Annotated in this window: 18 protein-coding genes; 4 read left to right on the forward strand and 14 right to left on the reverse strand. The window is 58.4% G+C overall.

Annotation, left to right across the window (positions count from 1 at the left end):
- Positions 1 to 13 precede the first annotated feature (13 nt).
- On the forward strand, positions 14 to 229 hold the full coding sequence (cspE, locus tag OQV00_RS10940; protein WP_004862963.1) for a transcription antiterminator/RNA stability regulator CspE: 216 nt from the start codon (positions 14 to 16) through the stop codon (positions 227 to 229).
- Between the two features lie 223 nt (positions 230 to 452).
- Here the strand turns inward: cspE and OQV00_RS10945 are convergent, their stop codons facing one another.
- The 7 genes from OQV00_RS10945 to OQV00_RS10975 form a co-directional block, all read right to left on the reverse strand.
- Positions 453 to 623, reverse strand: coding sequence for a YnfU family zinc-binding protein (locus OQV00_RS10945; RefSeq protein WP_213084092.1), 171 nt, complete (start codon positions 621 to 623; stop codon positions 453 to 455).
- Between the two features lie 166 nt (positions 624 to 789).
- Positions 790 to 1,560: a 3-hydroxybutyrate dehydrogenase gene (locus OQV00_RS10950; protein WP_266280318.1), complete on the reverse strand. Its 771-nt coding sequence runs from the start codon at positions 1,558 to 1,560 to the stop codon at positions 790 to 792.
- A gap of 38 nt (positions 1,561 to 1,598) precedes the next feature.
- Positions 1,599 to 2,993 carry a GntP family permease gene (locus tag OQV00_RS10955; protein ID WP_196770148.1) on the reverse strand — a complete coding sequence of 465 codons (1,395 nt, stop codon included), beginning with the start codon at positions 2,991 to 2,993 and terminating at the stop codon, positions 1,599 to 1,601.
- A 43-nt stretch (positions 2,994 to 3,036) separates the two neighbouring features.
- Positions 3,037 to 3,960 (reverse strand): 3-hydroxyacyl-CoA dehydrogenase family protein, encoded by a 924-nt coding sequence (locus OQV00_RS10960; protein ID WP_183114601.1) that lies wholly within the window; start codon positions 3,958 to 3,960, stop codon positions 3,037 to 3,039.
- 11 nt (positions 3,961 to 3,971) lie between these two features.
- Positions 3,972 to 5,153 (reverse strand): acetyl-CoA C-acetyltransferase, encoded by a 1,182-nt coding sequence (locus OQV00_RS10965; protein WP_015584155.1) that lies wholly within the window; start codon positions 5,151 to 5,153, stop codon positions 3,972 to 3,974.
- A 9-nt stretch (positions 5,154 to 5,162) separates the two neighbouring features.
- Positions 5,163 to 5,819: a CoA transferase subunit B gene (locus OQV00_RS10970; protein ID WP_004862947.1), complete on the reverse strand. Its 657-nt coding sequence runs from the start codon at positions 5,817 to 5,819 to the stop codon at positions 5,163 to 5,165.
- Positions 5,820 to 5,821: 2 nt separating this feature from the next.
- Positions 5,822 to 6,529: a CoA transferase subunit A gene (locus OQV00_RS10975; protein ID WP_004862943.1), complete on the reverse strand. Its 708-nt coding sequence runs from the start codon at positions 6,527 to 6,529 to the stop codon at positions 5,822 to 5,824.
- A gap of 142 nt (positions 6,530 to 6,671) precedes the next feature.
- Between OQV00_RS10975 and OQV00_RS10980 the strand changes: the two genes are divergently transcribed.
- Positions 6,672 to 7,562, forward strand: coding sequence for a LysR family transcriptional regulator (locus OQV00_RS10980; RefSeq protein ID WP_004862938.1), 891 nt, complete (start codon positions 6,672 to 6,674; stop codon positions 7,560 to 7,562).
- A 48-nt stretch (positions 7,563 to 7,610) separates the two neighbouring features.
- On the opposite strand, the gene OQV00_RS10985 is transcribed toward OQV00_RS10980, so the two are convergent.
- A complete protein-coding gene (locus OQV00_RS10985) occupies positions 7,611 to 7,751 on the reverse strand; it encodes a hypothetical protein (protein WP_266280321.1) in 141 nt (46 codons plus the stop codon).
- A 308-nt stretch (positions 7,752 to 8,059) separates the two neighbouring features.
- On the opposite strand from OQV00_RS10985, the gene OQV00_RS10990 reads away from it, so the two are divergent.
- The gene (locus tag OQV00_RS10990) at positions 8,060 to 8,968 is read left to right on the forward strand and encodes a DUF535 family protein (RefSeq protein ID WP_004862932.1); all 909 of its coding nucleotides are present in this window, start codon (positions 8,060 to 8,062) and stop codon (positions 8,966 to 8,968) included.
- Positions 8,969 to 9,286: 318 nt separating this feature from the next.
- Positions 9,287 to 11,692, forward strand: coding sequence for a membrane-bound PQQ-dependent dehydrogenase, glucose/quinate/shikimate family (locus tag OQV00_RS10995; protein WP_044023519.1), 2,406 nt, complete (start codon positions 9,287 to 9,289; stop codon positions 11,690 to 11,692).
- 131 nt (positions 11,693 to 11,823) lie between these two features.
- On the opposite strand, the gene OQV00_RS11000 is transcribed toward OQV00_RS10995, so the two are convergent.
- The 6 genes from OQV00_RS11000 to OQV00_RS11025 all read right to left on the reverse strand — a co-directional run bounded on the left by OQV00_RS11000 (position 11,824) and on the right by OQV00_RS11025 (position 18,649).
- A complete protein-coding gene (locus OQV00_RS11000; RefSeq protein WP_004862923.1) occupies positions 11,824 to 12,810 on the reverse strand; it encodes an ABC transporter ATP-binding protein in 987 nt (328 codons plus the stop codon).
- A complete protein-coding gene (locus tag OQV00_RS11005; protein ID WP_004862919.1) occupies positions 12,807 to 13,787 on the reverse strand; it encodes an ABC transporter ATP-binding protein in 981 nt (326 codons plus the stop codon). The genes OQV00_RS11000 and OQV00_RS11005 overlap by 4 nt, the downstream gene beginning before the upstream one ends.
- On the reverse strand, positions 13,784 to 14,731 hold the full coding sequence (gene opp4C, locus OQV00_RS11010; protein ID WP_032717691.1) for an oligopeptide ABC transporter permease: 948 nt from the start codon (positions 14,729 to 14,731) through the stop codon (positions 13,784 to 13,786). The genes OQV00_RS11005 and opp4C overlap by 4 nt, the downstream gene beginning before the upstream one ends.
- Before the next feature lie 2 nt (positions 14,732 to 14,733).
- Positions 14,734 to 15,693, reverse strand: coding sequence for an ABC transporter permease (locus OQV00_RS11015; RefSeq protein WP_266280324.1), 960 nt, complete (start codon positions 15,691 to 15,693; stop codon positions 14,734 to 14,736).
- Between the two features lie 45 nt (positions 15,694 to 15,738).
- Positions 15,739 to 17,442: an ABC transporter substrate-binding protein gene (locus OQV00_RS11020; protein ID WP_266280326.1), complete on the reverse strand. Its 1,704-nt coding sequence runs from the start codon at positions 17,440 to 17,442 to the stop codon at positions 15,739 to 15,741.
- 148 nt (positions 17,443 to 17,590) lie between these two features.
- The gene (locus OQV00_RS11025) at positions 17,591 to 18,649 is read right to left on the reverse strand and encodes a methionine ABC transporter ATP-binding protein (RefSeq protein ID WP_266280328.1); all 1,059 of its coding nucleotides are present in this window, start codon (positions 18,647 to 18,649) and stop codon (positions 17,591 to 17,593) included.
- Positions 18,650 to 18,664 lie beyond the last annotated feature (15 nt).

The following is an 18,664-nucleotide window of genomic DNA, read 5'->3' on the forward strand; positions in this document are numbered from 1 at the left end:
AAAGGAATATCGAATGTCGAATAAAATGACTGGTTTAGTCAAATGGTTTAACGCAGATAAAGGCTTCGGCTTCATTACGCCGGCCGACGGCAGCAAGGACATCTTCGTCCACTTTTCTGCGATTCAAAGCGAAGACTTCCGCACCCTGTTTGAAGGGCAGAAGGTTGAGTTTGTGGTCGGCAGCGGCGCGAAAGGCCCGGCGGCGACAAACGTTTCCATCGTAGGCTAAGTATGCTGAACATGGGCGGGTCTGCGATAACGAAGACGGCAGCAGCCTGAGTAGACAGATTTACCCGTGGAACAGACAGAATAGATTTATTTAAAACCCGCCAGAGTGCGGGTTTTCTATTTGCCAAAAAAATAACAACCGATTGTGCCATTCATTCAAGGTGATAAGAATAATCTAATCAGTGTTGGATTTCGTGGAACAATCAGCGTCTGGCATCTAGAGATTAAGCAGCATTTTTTGCTGTTGTCTGGAAGAGTTTGTGGCAGTAGGGGCAAATGAGCTGGGCGCCTTTTTGTACTCGGCTGAAGCTGTGTTCTGAATCCTGGGAGCAATTAGGGCAGGTGCATTTTACAAGATAATTACGGCGGCTTTTGGCATCTTTTCGATCTGACATATGATTTCCTTCCTGATTTAATGGCCTGAAACCATACATCATTATTAAATAAATAGCCCGAACTCATTGTCTTTTGCCGAAAATAAACCGACGACAGGAAAATATCCCGCCGGAAAAATGAGGCGCCTGCTCAGCAGGAACGGGCGCCTCCTGAGCAGGTTGTCGGTTATTGCGCGACCCAGCCGCCGTCCATGTTCCATGCCGCGCCGCGCACCTGGGCGGCGCCGTCGCTACAGAGAAACAGCGCCAGTTCACCCAGCTGTTCCGGGGTGACAAACTCGCCGGAGGGCTGCTTTTCCGCCAGCAGCTGTTCGCGGGCCTGCTCAGGATCGCTACCTTCAGCGATGCGTTTATCGATCTGCTGCTGTACCAGCGGGGTTAACACCCAGCCGGGACAAATCGCATTGCAGGTCACGCCGGTTCTGGCGGTCTCCAGCGCCAGCGTTTTGCTCAGACCGATCACGCCGTGTTTGGCCGCGACGTAGGCCGACTTATCCTTCGAGGCCACCAGGCCGTGAACCGAGGCAATATTGATAATGCGCCCCCAGTTACGCACCCGCATCCCGGGGAGCGCCAGACGACTGGTGTGAAAAACGCTGGAGAGGTTGATAGCTATAATATCGTTCCACTTCTCTACGGCAAAATGCTCCACCGGCGCCACGTGCTGGATCCCGGCGTTATTAATCACAATATCCACGCCGCCAAATTGTGCCTCGGCGTAGGCCATCATCGCCTCAATTTGCTGCACATCGCGCAGGTCGGCATCGTGATAGCCCGGGGTTTTGCCGATTTGCGCCACTTCCGCGCGCGCGGATGCGCTATCGCCAAAGCCGTTAAGGATCAGCTGCGCGCCGGATTTTGCCAGTACCTTCGCGATCCCTAAACCGATACCGCTTGTTGAGCCGGTGACCAGCGCCACCTTTCCGTTCAGATTCATGCTATTTTCCTTCATGATGCCGGTGAAATATTGTCGCATCAGACAATGCCGGTTAAATAGAAGACGGCAATGACAAACAGAACCGCCAGACTTTTAATCAGGGTAATGGCAAAAATGCCGCCGTAGGCCTGACGATGGCTGAGGCCGGTAATCGCCAGCAGGGTGATTACCGCGCCATTATGCGGCAGCGTATCCATACCGCCGCTGGCCATCGAGGCCACGCGATGCAGCACCTCCAGCGGAATATCGGCGGCGTGGGCGGCAGCGATAAAGGTCTCCGACATCGCCGCCAGGGCGATACTCATCCCGCCCGATGCGGAACCGGTAATCCCCGCCAGCACCGTCACGCTGATGGCTTCATTCAGCAGCGGGTTGGGAATGGCCGTCAGCGCTTTTGACAAAACCAGGAAACCGGGCAGCGCGGCAATGACGGCGCCAAAGCCATATTCCGAAGCCGTATTCATCGCCGCGAGAATAGCGCCGCTAACGGCGGTGCGGCTGCCTTCCGCCAGACGCCCGCGGATATTGCGAAAGCCGAACACCAGCACCACGACAATGCCAGCCAGCAGCGCTGCTTCAACGGCCCAGATCGCGGTGATTTTGCCCACTTCGGTGACGATCGGCTTCGCCAGTCCCGGCAAAACCAGCTCGTGAGTGGTACCGTACCACCGCGGGATCCAGCGGGTAAACAGCAGGTTCAGGATCCCAACCAGCAGCAGCGGGGCAATGGCTATCAGCGGATGGGGAAGGTTGATGTTGTCCGGCGTGTCCGGCTCGTTTTGTAAATCCGTGCCGTAACCTTCTCCCGCGTGCTGGGCTTTACGGCGTTGACGTTCCAGCCAGAGCAGACCGAAGGTGATGATAAACAGCGATCCGATCGTTCCAAGCCAGGGGGCTGCCCAGGCGTTGGTGCCAAAGAAACTGGTGGGAATAATGTTCTGGATCTGCGGCGTCCCGGGCAGGGCATCCATGGTGAATGAAAACGCCCCCAGCGCAACGGTGGCCGGAATCAGCCGTTTGGGGATAGCGCTCTGGCGGAACAGCTCGGCGGCAAACGGGTAGACCGCGAAGGCCACCACAAACAGCGAGACGCCGCCATAGGTTAGCAGGGCGCAAACCAGGACGATGACCGGGATGGCGTGACGTCGGCCGAGGATCTGAATGGCGGCGGCGACGATGGCGCGCGAGAAGCCCGACAGCTCAATAAGCTTGCCGAACACCGCGCCCAGCAGAAACACCGGGAAGTAGAGTTTTACAAACCCGACCATTTTTTCCATAAACAGACCGGTAAAGGTCGGTCCTACTGCGCCAGGGTCGGTGAGCAGTACTGCGCCGAGGGCGGCGATAGGGGCAAAGAGGATAACGCTATATCCTCGATAGGCCGCCAGCATCAGTAATGCCAGCGCGGCCAGGGCAATCAAAACACTCATCACGACACCTCACTCTCATTGTTATTGTGTGCTACAGTTCGAGACGCTACGGTTTCAGGGCATAGCGCAGGAGGTGCTCCCGACGCGACTGGATACGCGCCATTCGGGCATTATCCCAGCGATAAAATCCTTGCCCGCTGCGCGCACCGGTCTCGCCCCTGGCGACCTTTTCCGCCACCAGTTCCATCATTTGTGCGCCGCCGGCCAGCTCCGGCAGCAGGTGCTGACAAATATCCTGCACCGTCGCCAGCCCGGTCATATCGGCCGCCTCCAGCGGACCGACCATCGCGTAGCGGCGGCCGAGGGAGGCGCGCATGACCCGATCTACCACTTCCGGCGAGGCGATACCGCTGTGGACGATATGCAGCGCCTCGCGCAGCAAAGCGAACTGCAGGCGATTGCCGACGAACCCCGGCGCCGCACGTTGAAGCACCACCGCTTCCAGCGCCGCGGTGGCGAAAAAGTCGCTCACCAGCGCGGGGAGATCCGGGCGCGTGGCGCTGCCGGGCACCACTTCCACAAGCGGAATAAAGTGCGGCGGGTGCCAGAAGTGGGCGATTAACAGCCGCTGCGGGTGGATCATACCCGCCGCGAGGCTATCCGGCGGCAGGCCGCTGGTGTTGCTGGCAATGATCGCATCGTGGGCAATCAGCGTTTCCAGCTGAGCGTACAGCGCATGTTTGAGCGGCAAACGTTCGGGAATCGCCTCAATCAGCAGCGTCGATTCCGCCAGATCGCTGAGGCTGGTGGTCCCGGTTAAGCGCGCCAGAACCGCCTGCTGGTGGGCGGCGTCAAATTGTCCGCTCTCCTGCAGTTCATGCAAAATAGCGGCGGCAACGGCAGGGACTTCCGCCAGACGCGTCGGGTCGGTGTCGTAAAGCCGTACCCGGTGGCCGTGGCGAGCAAAGTGGCAGGCGATACCGATACCCATCAGTCCGGCGCCGAGCACCGCCAGCGTTGGTTTATACATAGTGACTCCTGTTAACGTGCGATCGTCATGGCGATACCCTGTCCGCCGCCCACGCAGAGGGTGGCAAGCCCTTTACTGACGCTCCGGCGCTGCATTTCATGCAGCAGGGTGACGAGGATCCGGCAGCCGGAGGCGCCGATAGGGTGGCCGAGGGCAATGGCGCCGCCGTTGACGTTGACCTTGCTGCTCTCCCAGCCCAGGGACTGGCCAACCGCCAGCGCCTGAACGGCAAACGCCTCGTTAGCCTCAATTAAATCCACCTCATCCAGCTGCCATCCGGCCCGGGCCAGCGCCATCTCGCAGGCGCTGACGGGACCAATGCCCATGATCGCCGGATCGACGCCTGCCACGGCGCTGCTGACAATGCGTCCCAGTACCGGCAGTCCCCGCTCCCGGGCTTTGTCAGCGCTCATCAGGAGTACCGCCGCCGCGCCGTCGTTAAGCGAAGAGGCGTTCCCGGCGGTGACGGTGCCGTTTTCCACGCGGAACGCAGGGCGCAGCTGCGCCAGCTGCTCTGGAGTGGTGGCCGGGCGGGGCTGCTCGTCGCGGGTAATGGTCTGCGGCGGTTGCTTCCCCTGTCTGACGACGACCGGCACGATCTCTTGTTCAAAGCGGCCCGCGTCGATCGCCGCCGCCGCTTTCTGCTGTGAACCGGCGGCAAAGGCGTCCTGCTGTTGGCGATCGATGGCATAGCGGTCGGCGAGATTTTCTGCCGTTACGCCCATGTGATAGTCGTTGAAAGCATCCCACAGGCCGTCCTGAATCATGCTGTCCCGCATGCTGCTATGGCCGATGCGTAGCCCGGCACGGGCGCCGTCAATCAGATAGGGGGCATTGCTCATGCTCTCCTGCCCCCCGGCGATGACCACCTGGGCGTCGCCGCTGCGGATCGCCTGCACCGCTTGCTGCACGGCTTTCAGCCCGGAACCGCAAACCAGATTCACCGTCACTGCCGGACAGTCGATCGGCAGACCGGCGCGTAAGGCCGTCTGGCGCGCCGGATTCTGCCCGCAGCCGGCGGTTAAAACCTGGCCGAAAATAAGCTCGTCGACTTCCGTTACCGACAGCGAGCAGCGGGCCAGCAGGCTGCGCACGACTTCGGCGCCGAGGTCAACGGCGGAAAGCGCTGAGAATACGCCACGAAAGCTGCCGATGGGCGTTCTGACCGCACTGACAATCACCACTTCTTTCATGTTGCCTCCTCAGTTGAAACGCATTTCACAGACGTCGTCCGGGACAATCAGGCGTCCGGCGGTTTTGCGCCTGATGTCGTCGAGGGTGACGCCCGGCGCGTGTTCGCGCAGGACGAAGGCCCCGTCGCGTATCTCCAGCAGGGCGAGGTCGGTCAGTACCCGCCGAATACAGCCGACGCCGGTCAGCGGCAAGGTACAGCGTGGCAGGAGTTTGGATTCGCCGCTTTTCGAGGCGTGGGTCATCACCACGATGATGTTTTGTGCCCCGGCCACCAGATCCATTGCGCCGCCCATGCCTTTCACCATTTTTCCCGGGATCATCCACGAGGCGATATTGCCCTCAACGTCAACTTCAAAGGCGCCGAGAACGGTCAGATCGACATGACCGCCGCGGATCATGGCGAAGGACTGCGCGGAGTCGAAGATCGCCGCGCCGGTCCGGGCGGTGACCGTCTGTTTCCCGGCGTTGATCATGTCGGCGTCGAGCTCCGCCTCGTGCGGAAAACCGCCCATACCGAGCAGGCCGTTTTCGGATTGCAGCATGACGTCAACGCCTGCCGGGATGTAGTTGGCCACCAGCGTCGGGATGCCGATCCCGAGATTGACGTAGTCGCCATCGCGCAGCTCCCGGGCGACGCGGATAGCCATTTGTTCGCGAGTCAGCATAATCAGAGGCTCCCTGCGCGCAGCGTGCGCTGTTCAATGCGTTTCTCGAACTGGCCGACGATCAGCCGGTCGACGTAGATGCCGGGGGTGTGGATTGAAGAGGGCGGAAGTTCCCCCGGCGGGACGATCTCTTCAACCTCGACCACCGTAATGCGCCCGGCGGCGGCCATCAGCGGATTAAAGTTTTGCGCCGTATGGCGATAGATAACGTTGCCGTACCAGTCCGCCTTCCAGCCTTTGATGAGAGCGAAGTCGCCGGTGATGGCCTCTTCGAGGATGTAGTGCTTACCGGCAAACTGGCGCACCTCTTTTCCTTCCGCCACCGGCGTACCGTAGCCGGTGGCGGTGTAAAAACCGGGGATGCCTGCGCCGCCGGCGCGAACTTTTTCCGCCAGCGTGCCTTGTGGGGTCAGCTCCACCTGCAGTTCGCCGCTGAGCGCCTGCTGCGCAAAGAGGGCGTTTTCGCCGACATATGAGGCCACCACTTTGCGTACCTGGCGCGTCTCCAGCAGGATGCCAAGACCGAAACCGTCGACGCCGCAGTTATTTGATACCACCGTCAGCCCCTGTACGTTCCGGCGTTTGACTTCGGCAATCAAATTTTCGGGAATGCCGCACAGGCCAAAACCGCCGGCCAGCACGGTCATACCATCCGTTAACCCTTCCAGCGCCGCTTCGTAGCTGGCGACGCGCTTATCCAGTCCTGCCATGTTTCACCTCTGCTGGCTTGCGATGGGGCTATCATTGGCGGCGCAGACTGATTTGTTAATTTTGAATTTGTGACCTACTCATTGGGTTTTCTTATTAATTTGTTGTTAACTAAATTTTTTCAATTAGTTAACGGGATGAAAAATGAGAATGAGTGTCAAACAGTTACGCGCGTTTTTAGCGGTAGCTCACACTCTGAATTTTGCCCACGCCAGCGAACGGCTGAATATTTCGCAGCCGGCCCTCAGTCTGACCATCAAAGGACTGGAGGAGGGGCTCGGCGGCGCATTGCTGCAACGCAGCACCCGCCGGGTGACGCTGACTCAGGAGGGGGAGATCTTTTTACCGATGGCTCGTCAGCTGCTGGCCGACTGGGATAACGCCGAAGAGGCGATGCGCCAGAGCTTTACCCTGCAGCGTGGCAAAATCTCGATCGCGGCCATGCCCTCGTTTGCGGCAAACGTCCTGCCCGAGGTGTTGAAAGCCTTTCGCGATCGCTATGCCGGAATTAACGTGACCGTTCACGATGTGATTAACGAGCAGGTGATAGAAATGGTTCGTGAAGGGCGGGTGGAGATGGGGATCGCCTTTGAGCCGGCGCCAACCAATAATCTGCTGTTTACGCCGCTGGGCGTTGACCGTTTTATCGCGATTGTGCCGAAATCATCGCCCCTGGCCGGTAAACATCGTCTCTCCTGGCGCGAGCTGTTGACGCTGGATTTTATTACGCTGCAGCGGCCTTCGGCGGTCCGCCTGATGCTTGAAGAGGAGCTGGCGCGCAGCGGTCGTCAACTGGATGTTGCGCTGGAGAGTCACCAGCTGGTGACGGTCGGCAGAATGGTGGCCAGCGGCCTCGGCGGCAGCGCCGTCCCGGCGCTCTGCCAGTCACAGATGCAGGCGCTGGGCGCCGTATGTCTGCCGCTGGATAACCCGCCGATTGAGAAGTGTGTCGGGGTGATCCATGCCGGTCATCTGCAGCTGTCGAAGGCGGCGCAGGCGTTGCTGGGCACGCTGAAGGGGGCATTTACGGCTTGACTGACGGGCGAGGATAAAAAAAACCGGCGTGGTTAGCCGGTTCAGGAATCAGATTTTGCAGGCGTCGCCACAATCATCATCGGCAACGATCGCTTCGGCTTTTTTGTCAGCGTCTTCAAGGCGTTCGGCATTGCGCTCTTGCGCTTCTTCCAGACCGCTGAAGACCAGATTGTTGAGATCAATTTCCATGAGTTACCCACTTTAGTTCACTTTTGACTGGGGTCAGATTATAGAGCAAAACCATGCCAGGATGAACCCTCGGCGCCCCGTTACCGCACAGAGCGGTAATAGCGTGGCGCCGCGTGATATTTTCATCTGACGCCAGAAGAGACTGCCAATAATAAGAGTTGACATCCCCCGGCCTTTAATTATAGGCGTGAGAATGATTATCTACCTATTTATTAAATGAAAGGACAACGACTCACTAATCAAGCGTTGACTTGAACTATTTATGATATTATGGCCGCGATTATGGTTGATTCTATGGATCTTGATCAATGGCTCAAACAGCAACAGTTGCCATCAAAGAATGGCGAAAAAATAATAAATTGATTTGTCAAATTAAACTCAAATATAAAAAGGTCTTACGAAAATGCAGAGAAATACCTCTCGCAGGGGGAAAGTATAAGGAATATCAAGCGCTTTGTGATAAATATGTTTGCGCCAGATTAACCGGTGCAACGCAGGGGCTGGTCAGTTTTCAGGATAAGCCGTTCAAAGCCTATTTAAATAAAAAAATGTCAAGAAGAGCCAAGCTGGATATTGCCTATGGCTCCTTGATTTTTATCGAGAAAACCTTTAGCGCAGCCGCGCTGCCACAGCTGTATAACGTGGTGGAGTATGGGCTGACCGTGGCGGAAATTCCGCTGAAAAACGGTAGCCACATTGCGGTGAAATTGCTGGCTTCGCCTTTTCAGGAAGAGGGCGAACTGATGCTATTAATGCTTCAGGATGGAAAACGCATTTACAGCATCTGTTTTTCCTGCACCGAGGATGGCCGGGCTTATATCGGCGGCATTCAGGGAGGGAAGGATATTGCCAATGATGAAATTAAAGTGCTGACTAAAGAGCTGCACGGCACCCGACCGAAAAATTTAATTATCTCTCTGCTATATGGTTTTTTACAGCATAGCGATATTAAAGAGATCTATGCCATCGACTCCGATTTTCACGTCAAAAGCGAGAAAGTACAAACCAGTTATGCTGCGCTGTGGCTGGAAGTCGGGGGCGAAAAACATCGTCGCGGCTGGTATAAATTACCGCCGCAGGAGATCAAAAAAAGTATAGAAGAGGTCAAAAGCAAACATCGCAGTCAGTTTATCAAACGCGAAGGTTTGAAGGAGCTGGCGCAGCTGGAAATGAAGGCTGCTCTGCGGCAAATCAGTGGGTCCCGGCCCGTAAACTAATTTGCACCTACCGGTGTGCTGGCCCACAGGGGGCTGTTGGCCAGCCATCTCCCGCCCGTTTATCCTCCTCTGGTGATTTATCACGCGCTTTATCACCGTTTCTGATGCAACTTCCGTTTATATATTAAAAAATTTTAAACATTTAATGCTGGTTTGTTTTACATAACTTTTACAAATCCATATACTTTATTACGTTCTTCGCTCGGCTCATGAGCGTCCAACCAGGATGTTATGCGGTCTGTATCCGATTTGTTTGGATCGGATGCTGTTAAAAATAAATATATTGGTTATAACGACTAAAGTCGTATGGGATGAGATATGGACGAACAACGAGGTAGCGGCAGGAGGATCTTCTTCACCGTCTACCGGGTTATATTTGTATTACTCAGTTTTTGTACTGGACTCTTTTTCACTTTCTGGGGCGGTAAGCTCCTGACTCTGGGCGGTAGCGCCTGGTACCTGTTGGCTGGAGTGGCCTATCTGCTTATCGCCATCGGATACCTTATCCGCAGTCAATACGTCCTCCCTTTCACCATAGTGACCTTCTTACTGACCCTTGTCTGGGCGCTTTATGAAGTGCAGCTCAGCTACTGGGGACTGATTCCTCGTCTGGTGGTTCCGGCTCTGCTGCTGATGCTAGGCCTGTGGCTGGCCACAACGCTGCCGGTCAAACGCACCGCGGTCCGCTATGCGAACTGGAGCGCCTCGGCGATTTTCATCGCGCTGCTGGCGACGCTGGTCTCGGCGTTTTCTCCCCACGGTGGCATTCATCATGGCGTGGTGAAAGCCGCCGCCGATAGTAAGCCAACCCTCGCTTCCCAAAGCGACAACTGGGAGTTTTTCGCCCGCGATGCCTCAGGTACCCGTTTTGCCCCATACGATGACATTACCCCGGAGAACGTGAAAAACCTGAAGGTGGCGTGGACCTACCACACCGGCCGCCGGGTAAGCGGCCCGGGGATCGGGGTGGATGAGAATACGCCGCTGCAAATTGGCGATACGCTCTACTCCTGTACGCCGCTGAACGTGGTCACCGCCCTGGATGCGGATACCGGGAAAGCGCGCTGGCGCTTTGACCCACACGCGCAGACCGCAGAGCACGTTACCTGCCGCGGCGTCGGCTACTATGATGTGCAAAACGATACGACGCTGACGGCGCAGGAGAAAGCCAGCCCGGACCTGCAGCAGTGTCCGCAGCGGATTCTGGTCTCTACCGTCGATGCGCGCCTGCTGGCGCTGAACGCCAAAACCGGCGAGCTGTGCGATAACTTCGGCCGCCACGGTAGCGTCGATCTCAAGCAGGGGATGGACAACACCGAAAACAGCAAGCGCTACCATCCGACTTCGACGCCGGTGATCATGGGGCATATTGCGATACTGGGCGGCTGGGTTCGCGATATTATTCACGGCGAACCTTCCGGCGTGGTCCGCGCCTTCGATGTGCGCAGCGGCAACGTGGTTTGGGCCTGGGATGTGGGGCAACCGGAAAATGTGACCGATCCGCAAAAAGGGCGGGTGTACACACTCGAAACGCCGAACGTGTGGACGGTTCCGGGCTTTGATAAAGAGCTGAACCTGGTTTATCTGCCGACCGGCAACGGTCCGCCGGATTACTGGGGCGGCGATCGTAATGAGGCCAAAGAGAAGTACGGCTCTTCGGTGGTGGCGGTGGATGCCAGCACCGGTGAAACAAAATGGGTCTTCCAGACCGTTCACCATGATGTCTGGGACTATGATTTGCCGTCTCAGCCGGTGCTGTTCCATATGAAAAATGACCAGGGCGAAGAGGTTCCGGTCCTGATTCAGACCACCAAAACCGGTCAGATCTATGTTCTCGATCGTCGCACGGGCAAACCGGTGACGCGCGTTGAGGAACGGCCGGTAGCGCACGCAGGCGCAGAAGGCGAACGTCTTTCTACCACGCAGCCGTTCTCGACCGGGATGCCGCAGCTCGGCGTTGAGCCGTTAACCGAGAAATCCATGTGGGGCGTGACGCCGTTTGACCAGCTGATGTGCCGCATTGACTTCAAGGAGTCCACCTACCTTGGGATGTATACGCCGCCGTCAGAGAAGCCGTATATCGAATGGCCGAGCCTGTTGGGCGGCATGAACTGGGGCGGCATCACCATCGATGAACGCACCGGGACGCTGTTTGTTAACGACATGCGTATGCCGCTGAGAATGTCTCTGGTGCGTCAGGAAGATATGGCGAAATACAAGGTCTCCACCGACGAAGTCCCGGGCTTTATGGGCACCGTCCGTCCGCAGATCGCCGGGCCATATGGCGGCGTGCGGATCGATATTCTGCAATCCGCGCTGGGGATTCCGTGTAATACGCCGCCGTTCGGCACGATGAGCGCCATCGATCTCAATACTCGTCAGCTGATGTGGCAGGTTCCGATGGGCTCCGTCGAGGATACCGGTCCGCTGGGTCTGAAAACCCACATGCATATCCCGCTGGGTATGCCGACGCTGGGCGGCCCGACCTCGACCGCTTCCGGGCTGATCTTCTTTGCCGGGACCCAGGATAACTACCTGCGGGCGCTGGATTCCGCAACCGGTAAAGAGCTGTGGCGCGCGCGTCTGCCGGTAGGCGCAGTGGCCGCGCCGCTGATCTACAAATCGCCGAAAACGGGCAAGGAGTATGTGGTGATCTCCGCCGGCGGCGCCAGCCACTCCCCGGATGTGGGCGATGATATTATTGCCTATGCGCTGGAAGAGTAGCGCCCTGAAGGCGGCGTATTGAGTTCGCCGCTCCGCCAGGTTAAAACCAGCCAGCGTCATTGCTGACTGGTTTTTTTTTGCCTCAGCTCAGGTGCCGGCCACGTTGACCGACAGTCGCAGGGCCTCGCGCTTTAGCAGGAGGCGACCACCTCATGGCAGGCCACAAAGTGGCCGGCGGCTATCTCACGCAGCGCGGGGATTTCGCGGCGACAGCGGTCGTTAGCGCTCGGGCAGCGTGAAGAAAAACGACAGCCGGGCGGCGGATTCGCGGGATCGGGGATCTCGCCTTGTACAACCGCGACGGGTTCGGCGTGCGGCTCGAGCGTCGGTACCGCCGCCAGCAGCGCCTGGGTGTAAGGGTGGCGCGGTTGGGCAAACAGCGCATCGCGACTGGCGGTCTCCACCAATTGTCCGAGATACATCACCGCCACGTCATCGCAGAGATGCTCAACCACGCCAAGGTCATGGGAGATAAACAGAAAGGTAACGCCGAAATCGTCGCGCAGATCGGAAAACAGGTTGATGATCTGCGCCTGGATAGAGACATCCAGCGCCGAGATCGGCTCGTCGGCAATGATAAAGTCCGGGTTGAGAATCAGCGCCCGGGCAATCCCGATACGCTGGCGCTGACCGCCCGAGAACTCATGTGGAAAGCGATTGTAGTGGTGGGGCGCGAGGCCGCAGATCTGCATGACCGCAATCACCTTGTCATAGAGTTCCGCCCGGCTGCACAGTTTATGCTGCAGCATGGCTTCGCCAATCGCCTCGCCAACGCGAATCCGCGGGTTCAGTGAACTGTAGGGATCCTGAAACACCAGCTGGATTTTAGGGCGTAGCGCCTGCATCTCCTGCGAGGAGAGGGCGGAGAGCTCCCGGCCCCGGTATTTCACGCTACCGGCGCTCTTCTCGTATAGCCCCAGTAGCGTGCGCCCCACGGTCGTTTTCCCGCTGCCGGATTCGCCCACCAGGCCGAAAATGGTCCCCTGGCGGATGCGAAAGCTGACGCCGTCCACCGCCCGTAGCTGCCCGGTTTGCTGGCCAAACAGCCCCTCGCGCAGCGGAAAGTGCTTTTTTAATCCTTCGACTTCAATGACATATTCATGGCTTTCAGTGTTCATGCAACCGGCCCCGCGGATAGGGTGTGAAAGCAGGCGGCCTGCCGCGTTGTTCCCAATAACGGAGGGAGACTCTGGCGGCAGAGTGCGCTGGCCCGCTGGCAGCGGTCGGCAAAGGCGCAGCCGGCCGGCAGGGCGGCCAGATCCGGCACCTGGCCGGGAATTGAGTACAGGCGACGGCGTCGTTCGCCGGGCACCGGACGCGAGGCGATCAGCCCCTGAGTATAGGGATGCTGCGGGTGGCGTAAGATCTCGGCCGTCGGGCCAGACTCGACCACCCGGCCGGCGTACATCACCACCACCTGTTCCGCCATTTGCGCAATCACGCCCAAATCGTGGGTGATCAGCAGCATCGCCATCCGCCTGGACTGCGCCCGATCGCGCAGCAGGCGCAGGATTTGCGCCTGAACGGTGACATCCAGCGCGGTGGTGGGTTCATCGGCGATCAGCAGCTTCGGTTGGCAGCTCAGCGCCATGGCAATCATCACGCGCTGTAGCATCCCGCCGGAAAGCTGGTGCGGGTAGCTGTTCATCAGGCTATCCGCGCGCGCCAGCCCCACTTCGCTTATCAAACGGGTGGCGTGGAGCCAGGCGGCTTTGGGCGTTTCGCCACGGTGGCGAATGAGCGGCTCGCACAGCTGCTCGCCGATGGTCAGCACCGGGTTCAGCGCGGTCATCGGTTCCTGAAAGATCATCGCCAGCTGGTTGCCGCGCAGGTCGGCCATAGGGTTGGCTTTCAGACGCAGCAGGTCCTGCCCGTCAAAGAGGATTTCGCCGCTATCAATACGCGCGGCCTGGGGCGGCAGTAGGCCCATTAAGGCCATGGCGGTGACGCTTTTTCCACAGCCGGATTCGCCGACGATCCCAACGGTCTGGCCGGCATGAATAGCGAACGACACCTCCTGTACCGCCCGCACACGCTGTTTTTCAGCGGCGAAGGAGACCGAGAGTTGTCGGAAAGTGATTAACGGGGCGCTCATTTCAGCCTCTGTTTCATTTTCGGATCCATCGCATCGCGCAGGCCGTCGCCCAGCACGTTAATGGCAATGACGGTGATAAAAATGGCGATACCCGGCGGCATCCATAGCCACGGACGACGCTGGAAATCGATCAGGCTGTTGGCGGCGTCCATCATATTGCCCCAGGAGGGCGTGGGGGGAACCACCCCCAGTCCAAGGTAGCTGAGCGCCGATTCGCTCAGAATGGCATTTGCCACCGCCATGGTGGCCATAACCACCAGAATCGGAATGGTATTGGGCAGCAGATGGCCAAACAGGCGACGGCGCGCGGAGAGGCCCAGCACCCGGGTTGCCAGCATGAAATCACGTTCGCGCAGCGACAGGCATTGACCCCGCACCAGCCGCGCCAGCTTTGGCCACTCCAGCAGGCTGAGCATCACCACGACCATATAGATCCGGGCATCCGGGGAAAAATCGAGTTCGGATAACATCGCGCCAGCGACGATCAGCAGCGGCAGGCCGGGAATCGTCATGACCAGGTCCGCCAGACGCATGATCAGCTTATCGGTCAGGCCGCCGGCATAGCCGGAGACGGCGCCGAGCAGGTAGCCCAGCGCCACCGACAGCAGCATGGTGAGCAGGCCAATAATCAACGAAATACGTCCGGCCATCAGCAGGCGGGTGTAGACATCGCGGCCGAGAAAGTCGGTGCCCAGCCAGTGCTCAGCGCCGGGCGGCTTGTTAATCATCAGGACATCGGTGGCATCATCTTTCCACGGCGACCACAGCGGCCCCAGCACGCACCAGGCGGCCATCACCGCCAGCAGCAGCAGGCAAAACATGGCCAGCCGGTTGCGTTTAAGCGACCGCCAGGCCTGGCGCCACGGTGACGGGGTGATCATAGCGAGCGCCGGAATCTCCGCCTTGCGCAGGCGACGTGGCGTTGAAAACAGAGTGCTAAACATGATTATGACCTCAGCCGAATTCGCGGGTCGGCCCACGCGTAGAGAACATCGGCTATCAGGTTGCCCAGAATGGTGAGCACCGCCAGAAACAGGGTAAATCCCATCAGTACCGGATAATCGCGGGCGGCCAGCGAGTCGATATGAATATGCCCGGCCCCAGGCCAGTTAAAGACCTTTTCCGTGATGATGGCGCCGGAAAACAGTCCCGGTAACTCGAAGCCGAGCAGCGTGATAATGGGCAGCAGCGCATTGCGCAGCGCGTGTTTGAAGATCACCGTCCGTTCATGCAGCCCTTTGGCGCGGGCGGTACGAATAAAATCCATTCTGACCACGTCAAGCATACTGGCGCGGAAGTAGCGCGTCAGGCTGCCGGCCTGCAGCATCACCAGCGCCAGAACCGGCAGCACCAGGTGCGCGGCCACCTGCAGGATATAGCCCCAGCCGCGGTCATCGCTGCCGGTGTTGGTCATTCCGCCAACCGGCAGCCAGTGCAGATCCACGGCGAACCACTTAATCAGCAGCAGACAGAGGAAAAAGGTTGGAAAGGACATCGCGGCAAAGACCGCCACGCTCACCAGGTGGTCAAACAGCGAGTTTGGCTTCATGGCGGAGACGATACCCACCGTCAGGCCGATGCCCCAGTAAAAAACCAGCGCAATGCTTGCCAGCAGGAACGAGTTCCAGATGTACTGGTTTAGCAGCTGGCTGACCGGAATCTGGTACTGCAGCGAGAAACCGAGATCGCCTCGCAGCAGCTGGCCGAGCCAGTGCATATAGCGGGTCAACAGCGGTTGGTCGAGGCCATAGATGGCTTTGAGTTCGGCGGCGCGAGCGGCAGTGAGGGTAATATTACCGTCGATAAAGTCACCGGGCGTTTTGGCAAACAGCATAAAAATAATCAATGAGGCCAGTAGCAGCATCGGCAGCGTTTGCAGCAGCCGTCTCAGGATAAAATTTCTCATAACATTCTCACATCAGCCGCCGGGTTATTCCGGCGGCTGTGATGGTTACCTGGCGATTTTCACATCCGGCAGGCTGCCGGTCAGGCCGTTATAAATATCCGGTTTAAAACCGGATACCCTGGCGCTGCTGGCCGAGAGAATCTGGCGGTAGCCGAGAAGAATGACCGGCGGGTCTTCCGCCAGCACCTGATACAGCTGGTGGTAAATCGGCTTACGTTTTTCGACGTCGAGCACGGCGTTGCCTGCGTTAATCAGCTTATCGACCTGTGGATTGTTATAGCCTGACTCTTTGGCTTCAGTGCTGTAGAAATCCCATACGCCATCGTGCGGATCGTTGAGCGTGCTGGTGCTGAAGGAGGCCAGGTCATAGTTGCCCGCTTTACGCTGGGCCATCAGGGCGTTGAAGTCGACCACCTGCGGCTTGAGCACGACGCCGATCTGCTGCCAGTTCTCTTTGGCAATCGGGATCAGCGCATCGTTGAGCACCTTCTTACTGACCAGCAGCGTCAGCTCCAGACGCTGGCCGTCTTTCACGCGGATGCCGTCCGGACCCGGTTTCCAGCCCGCTTCATCGAGCAGTTTTTTCGCCTGCGCCGGATCGTAGTGATACGGGTTAACCCCCTGCGGATTGTAGGCCCAGGAGATAGGGGCGATCGGTTCAACGGCCACCTTGCCATAGCCCTGGTACACCACATCGATCAGCTTCTGGCGGTCGAGGCCGTAAATCAGCGCCTGACGAACTTTGACATCCTTCAGCGCCGGACGACGGACGTTAAACTCCACCTGGCTGTAATCGCTGGAGCCGTAGAGGTTGATATTGGCGAAGCCGAGCATTCTCAGCTGTTCGATATCGTCCGGGCGCGAGGTAAAGGCGTCGTAGTCGGTTTCGCCGGTCTGGAACAGCTGGAAGTTGGTCGACGGATTGGTGACGCGGTAGATAAAGCGCGGCGTCGGCGGTGTGCCGCGGTAGAAGTGGCTGTTAGCGTGGAAACGAATCTCCTGGCCCGGAATATATTTGTCATAGACGTAAGGACCGTTGCCCAGCGGTTTTCCGTGCAGGGTGCGGAGATAGTCGAGGTTGCCGCGCTGATACTCTTTGCCGTACCAGGCTTTCGACAGCACCGGCCCTCCGATCCGCGAAAGGGTGGTGGCCCCGGGCTGCGTCGTCGTGACCTGCAGGGTCAGCGGGTCGATGACCTTCAGGCCGCTGACGCTGTCGGCTTTCCCGGCTTTATACTCGGCGCCGCCGGCAATGTTGGCGAGGGTAATATCGGTATCGCCGTCATACTTTGGATCCAGCAGCACGGTCAGAGTAAAGGCGACATCTTCCGCGGTGAGCGGCGAGCCGTCGCTGAAGGTCAGATTCGGCCGCAGCTTGATGGTATACACTTTGTTGTCGGCGCTCACTTGCCAGCTTTCGGCCAGGCCAGGGACCAGGTTGCCGTGGCTGTCCCAGTCAATCAGGCGTGAAAAGATGACGTTGGTGACGTTTTCGTCCCAGCCGTTAACGAAGAAGTAGGGGTTAAAGATCCCCTGCGGCTCGGAAATCCCGGCGACGACGGTGTCTTTACGCAGTTTGGCTGCCGCCGGGATCTGGCTGGCATCGGTGGCCGGCGTGATGCCTTCCTGCAAAATATCGTCCGCGCTGGCCACAGAAGAAAATGCCAGCGTGCCGCCGATTAACGCGATTCCAAGAGCGTGTGAAAATCGCGTCCGTTTAGTTTTTAATCCGTGCAGTAATGTGGACAAAAGTGCTCCCTCATCAAATGATTGCGTTGAAATTTACAATTCATGACGAAAGATAAGAGGCGCACCACGGCCTGTCTAACAACGAAAAAATATGATTTATAGCGAATCAGCATTAGCAATAATCTGGCAATAAAATGCCAGATTTTGATTAAGACGTAGAATTTTCCACCGACAGGTCCGTAGCGAGAGTCAGACGGTCCGCGACCCAGCCGTGCTGACCCAGCGCGCGCTCATCCAGCGGCCGGGGCAGCCGGATGCGCAGTTGCCCGATGACCCGCCCCTGAATCTGCTCGCAGTTGCCGTACAGCAGGCGTGCCCCGTCGCCGAGCAAAGCGGCGATGTGGTGTAAATCCGGTTCACCGCCGCTGCTGCCGTCGAAGTGCAGGGTCACCAGCTGCGAGCCGTCCACCGACGACAGGTTCTCGCCGGGACGACCGTGATGCAGCGTACTGGTCATGCTGCGCGTCACCTCGTGTTGCGGGTTGCCAAACACTCGCCACACCTCGCCCTGTTCGATAATGTGCCCGCGCTCCAGCACCGCCACCCGATCGCAGAGCGTGCGGATAACCTCCATTTCATGGGTAATGAGGATAATCGTCAGACCCAGGCGCTGGTTAATCTCTTTCAACAGCTTAAGCACAGAGAGGGTGTTTTCCGGATCGAGCGCCGAGGTTGCCTCGTCGCAAAGCAGAATTTCCGGCTGGGTCACCAGCGCACGAGCGATCCCGGTGCGCTGCTTTTGCCCGCCGGAGAGCTTTGCCGGCCAGCTATCGCGCAGGGCGCCGAGGCCGACCAGTTCCAGCATCTCATCGACCCGACGCTGTCTTTCGGCCCGCGGGACGCCGGCCATCTTGAGCGGCAGCTCGACGTTTTGCGCCACCGTTTTGGTCGACATCAGGTTGAAGTGTTGAAAGATCATCGCCACCCGGCGGCGCAGGTCGCGCATCTGACTGCGTGAATAGCGCAATGTCTGTTCACCGTGAATGGTGATTTCGCCGCTGTCGGCGTTTTCCAGGCGATTAAACAGGCGCAGCAGCGTCGATTTCCCGGCGCCGCTGCGGCCGATAATGCCAAAAATCTCGCCCTGATAGAGCGTCAGGTCAATATTCTGCAGCGCCTGAACGCCGTTAGGGTAGGCTTTGCTTATTCCGCTTAACTGGATATGCGGTACGGCATGAGGATTGTGAGTCACGGTAGTTTGCTCCATCAACCTTGAAAAACC

This window comes from Klebsiella sp. DY2415, from assembly GCF_026314315.1.
Taxonomy (GTDB): domain Bacteria; phylum Pseudomonadota; class Gammaproteobacteria; order Enterobacterales; family Enterobacteriaceae; genus Klebsiella; species Klebsiella ornithinolytica.

Excerpts from the sequence above, each read along its gene's own strand:
- OQV00_RS11000 (WP_004862923.1), bottom strand. The coding sequence starts at position 12,810 with ATGAACACTGAAAGCCATGAATATGTCATTGAAGTCGAAGGATTAAAA.
- OQV00_RS10965 (WP_015584155.1), bottom strand. The coding sequence starts at position 5,153 with ATGAAAGAAGTGGTGATTGTCAGTGCGGTCAGAACGCCCATCGGCAGC.
- cspE (WP_004862963.1), top strand. The coding sequence starts at position 14 with ATGTCGAATAAAATGACTGGTTTAGTCAAATGGTTTAACGCAGATAAA.
- OQV00_RS10995 (WP_044023519.1), top strand. The coding sequence starts at position 9,287 with ATGGACGAACAACGAGGTAGCGGCAGGAGGATCTTCTTCACCGTCTAC.
- OQV00_RS10945 (WP_213084092.1), bottom strand. The coding sequence starts at position 623 with ATGTCAGATCGAAAAGATGCCAAAAGCCGCCGTAATTATCTTGTAAAA.
- OQV00_RS11025 (WP_266280328.1), bottom strand. The coding sequence starts at position 18,649 with ATGGAGCAAACTACCGTGACTCACAATCCTCATGCCGTACCGCATATC.
- OQV00_RS11015 (WP_266280324.1), bottom strand. The coding sequence starts at position 15,693 with ATGAGAAATTTTATCCTGAGACGGCTGCTGCAAACGCTGCCGATGCTG.
- OQV00_RS10990 (WP_004862932.1), top strand. The coding sequence starts at position 8,060 with ATGGCTCAAACAGCAACAGTTGCCATCAAAGAATGGCGAAAAAATAAT.
- OQV00_RS10950 (WP_266280318.1), bottom strand. The coding sequence starts at position 1,560 with ATGAATCTGAACGGAAAGGTGGCGCTGGTCACCGGCTCAACAAGCGGT.
- opp4C (WP_032717691.1), bottom strand. The coding sequence starts at position 14,731 with ATGTTTAGCACTCTGTTTTCAACGCCACGTCGCCTGCGCAAGGCGGAG.
- OQV00_RS10970 (WP_004862947.1), bottom strand. The coding sequence starts at position 5,819 with ATGCTGACTCGCGAACAAATGGCTATCCGCGTCGCCCGGGAGCTGCGC.
- OQV00_RS10960 (WP_183114601.1), bottom strand. The coding sequence starts at position 3,960 with ATGTATAAACCAACGCTGGCGGTGCTCGGCGCCGGACTGATGGGTATC.
- OQV00_RS10975 (WP_004862943.1), bottom strand. The coding sequence starts at position 6,529 with ATGGCAGGACTGGATAAGCGCGTCGCCAGCTACGAAGCGGCGCTGGAA.
- OQV00_RS11005 (WP_004862919.1), bottom strand. The coding sequence starts at position 13,787 with ATGAGCGCCCCGTTAATCACTTTCCGACAACTCTCGGTCTCCTTCGCC.
- OQV00_RS10980 (WP_004862938.1), top strand. The coding sequence starts at position 6,672 with ATGAGAATGAGTGTCAAACAGTTACGCGCGTTTTTAGCGGTAGCTCAC.
- OQV00_RS10985 (WP_266280321.1), bottom strand. The coding sequence starts at position 7,751 with ATGGAAATTGATCTCAACAATCTGGTCTTCAGCGGTCTGGAAGAAGCG.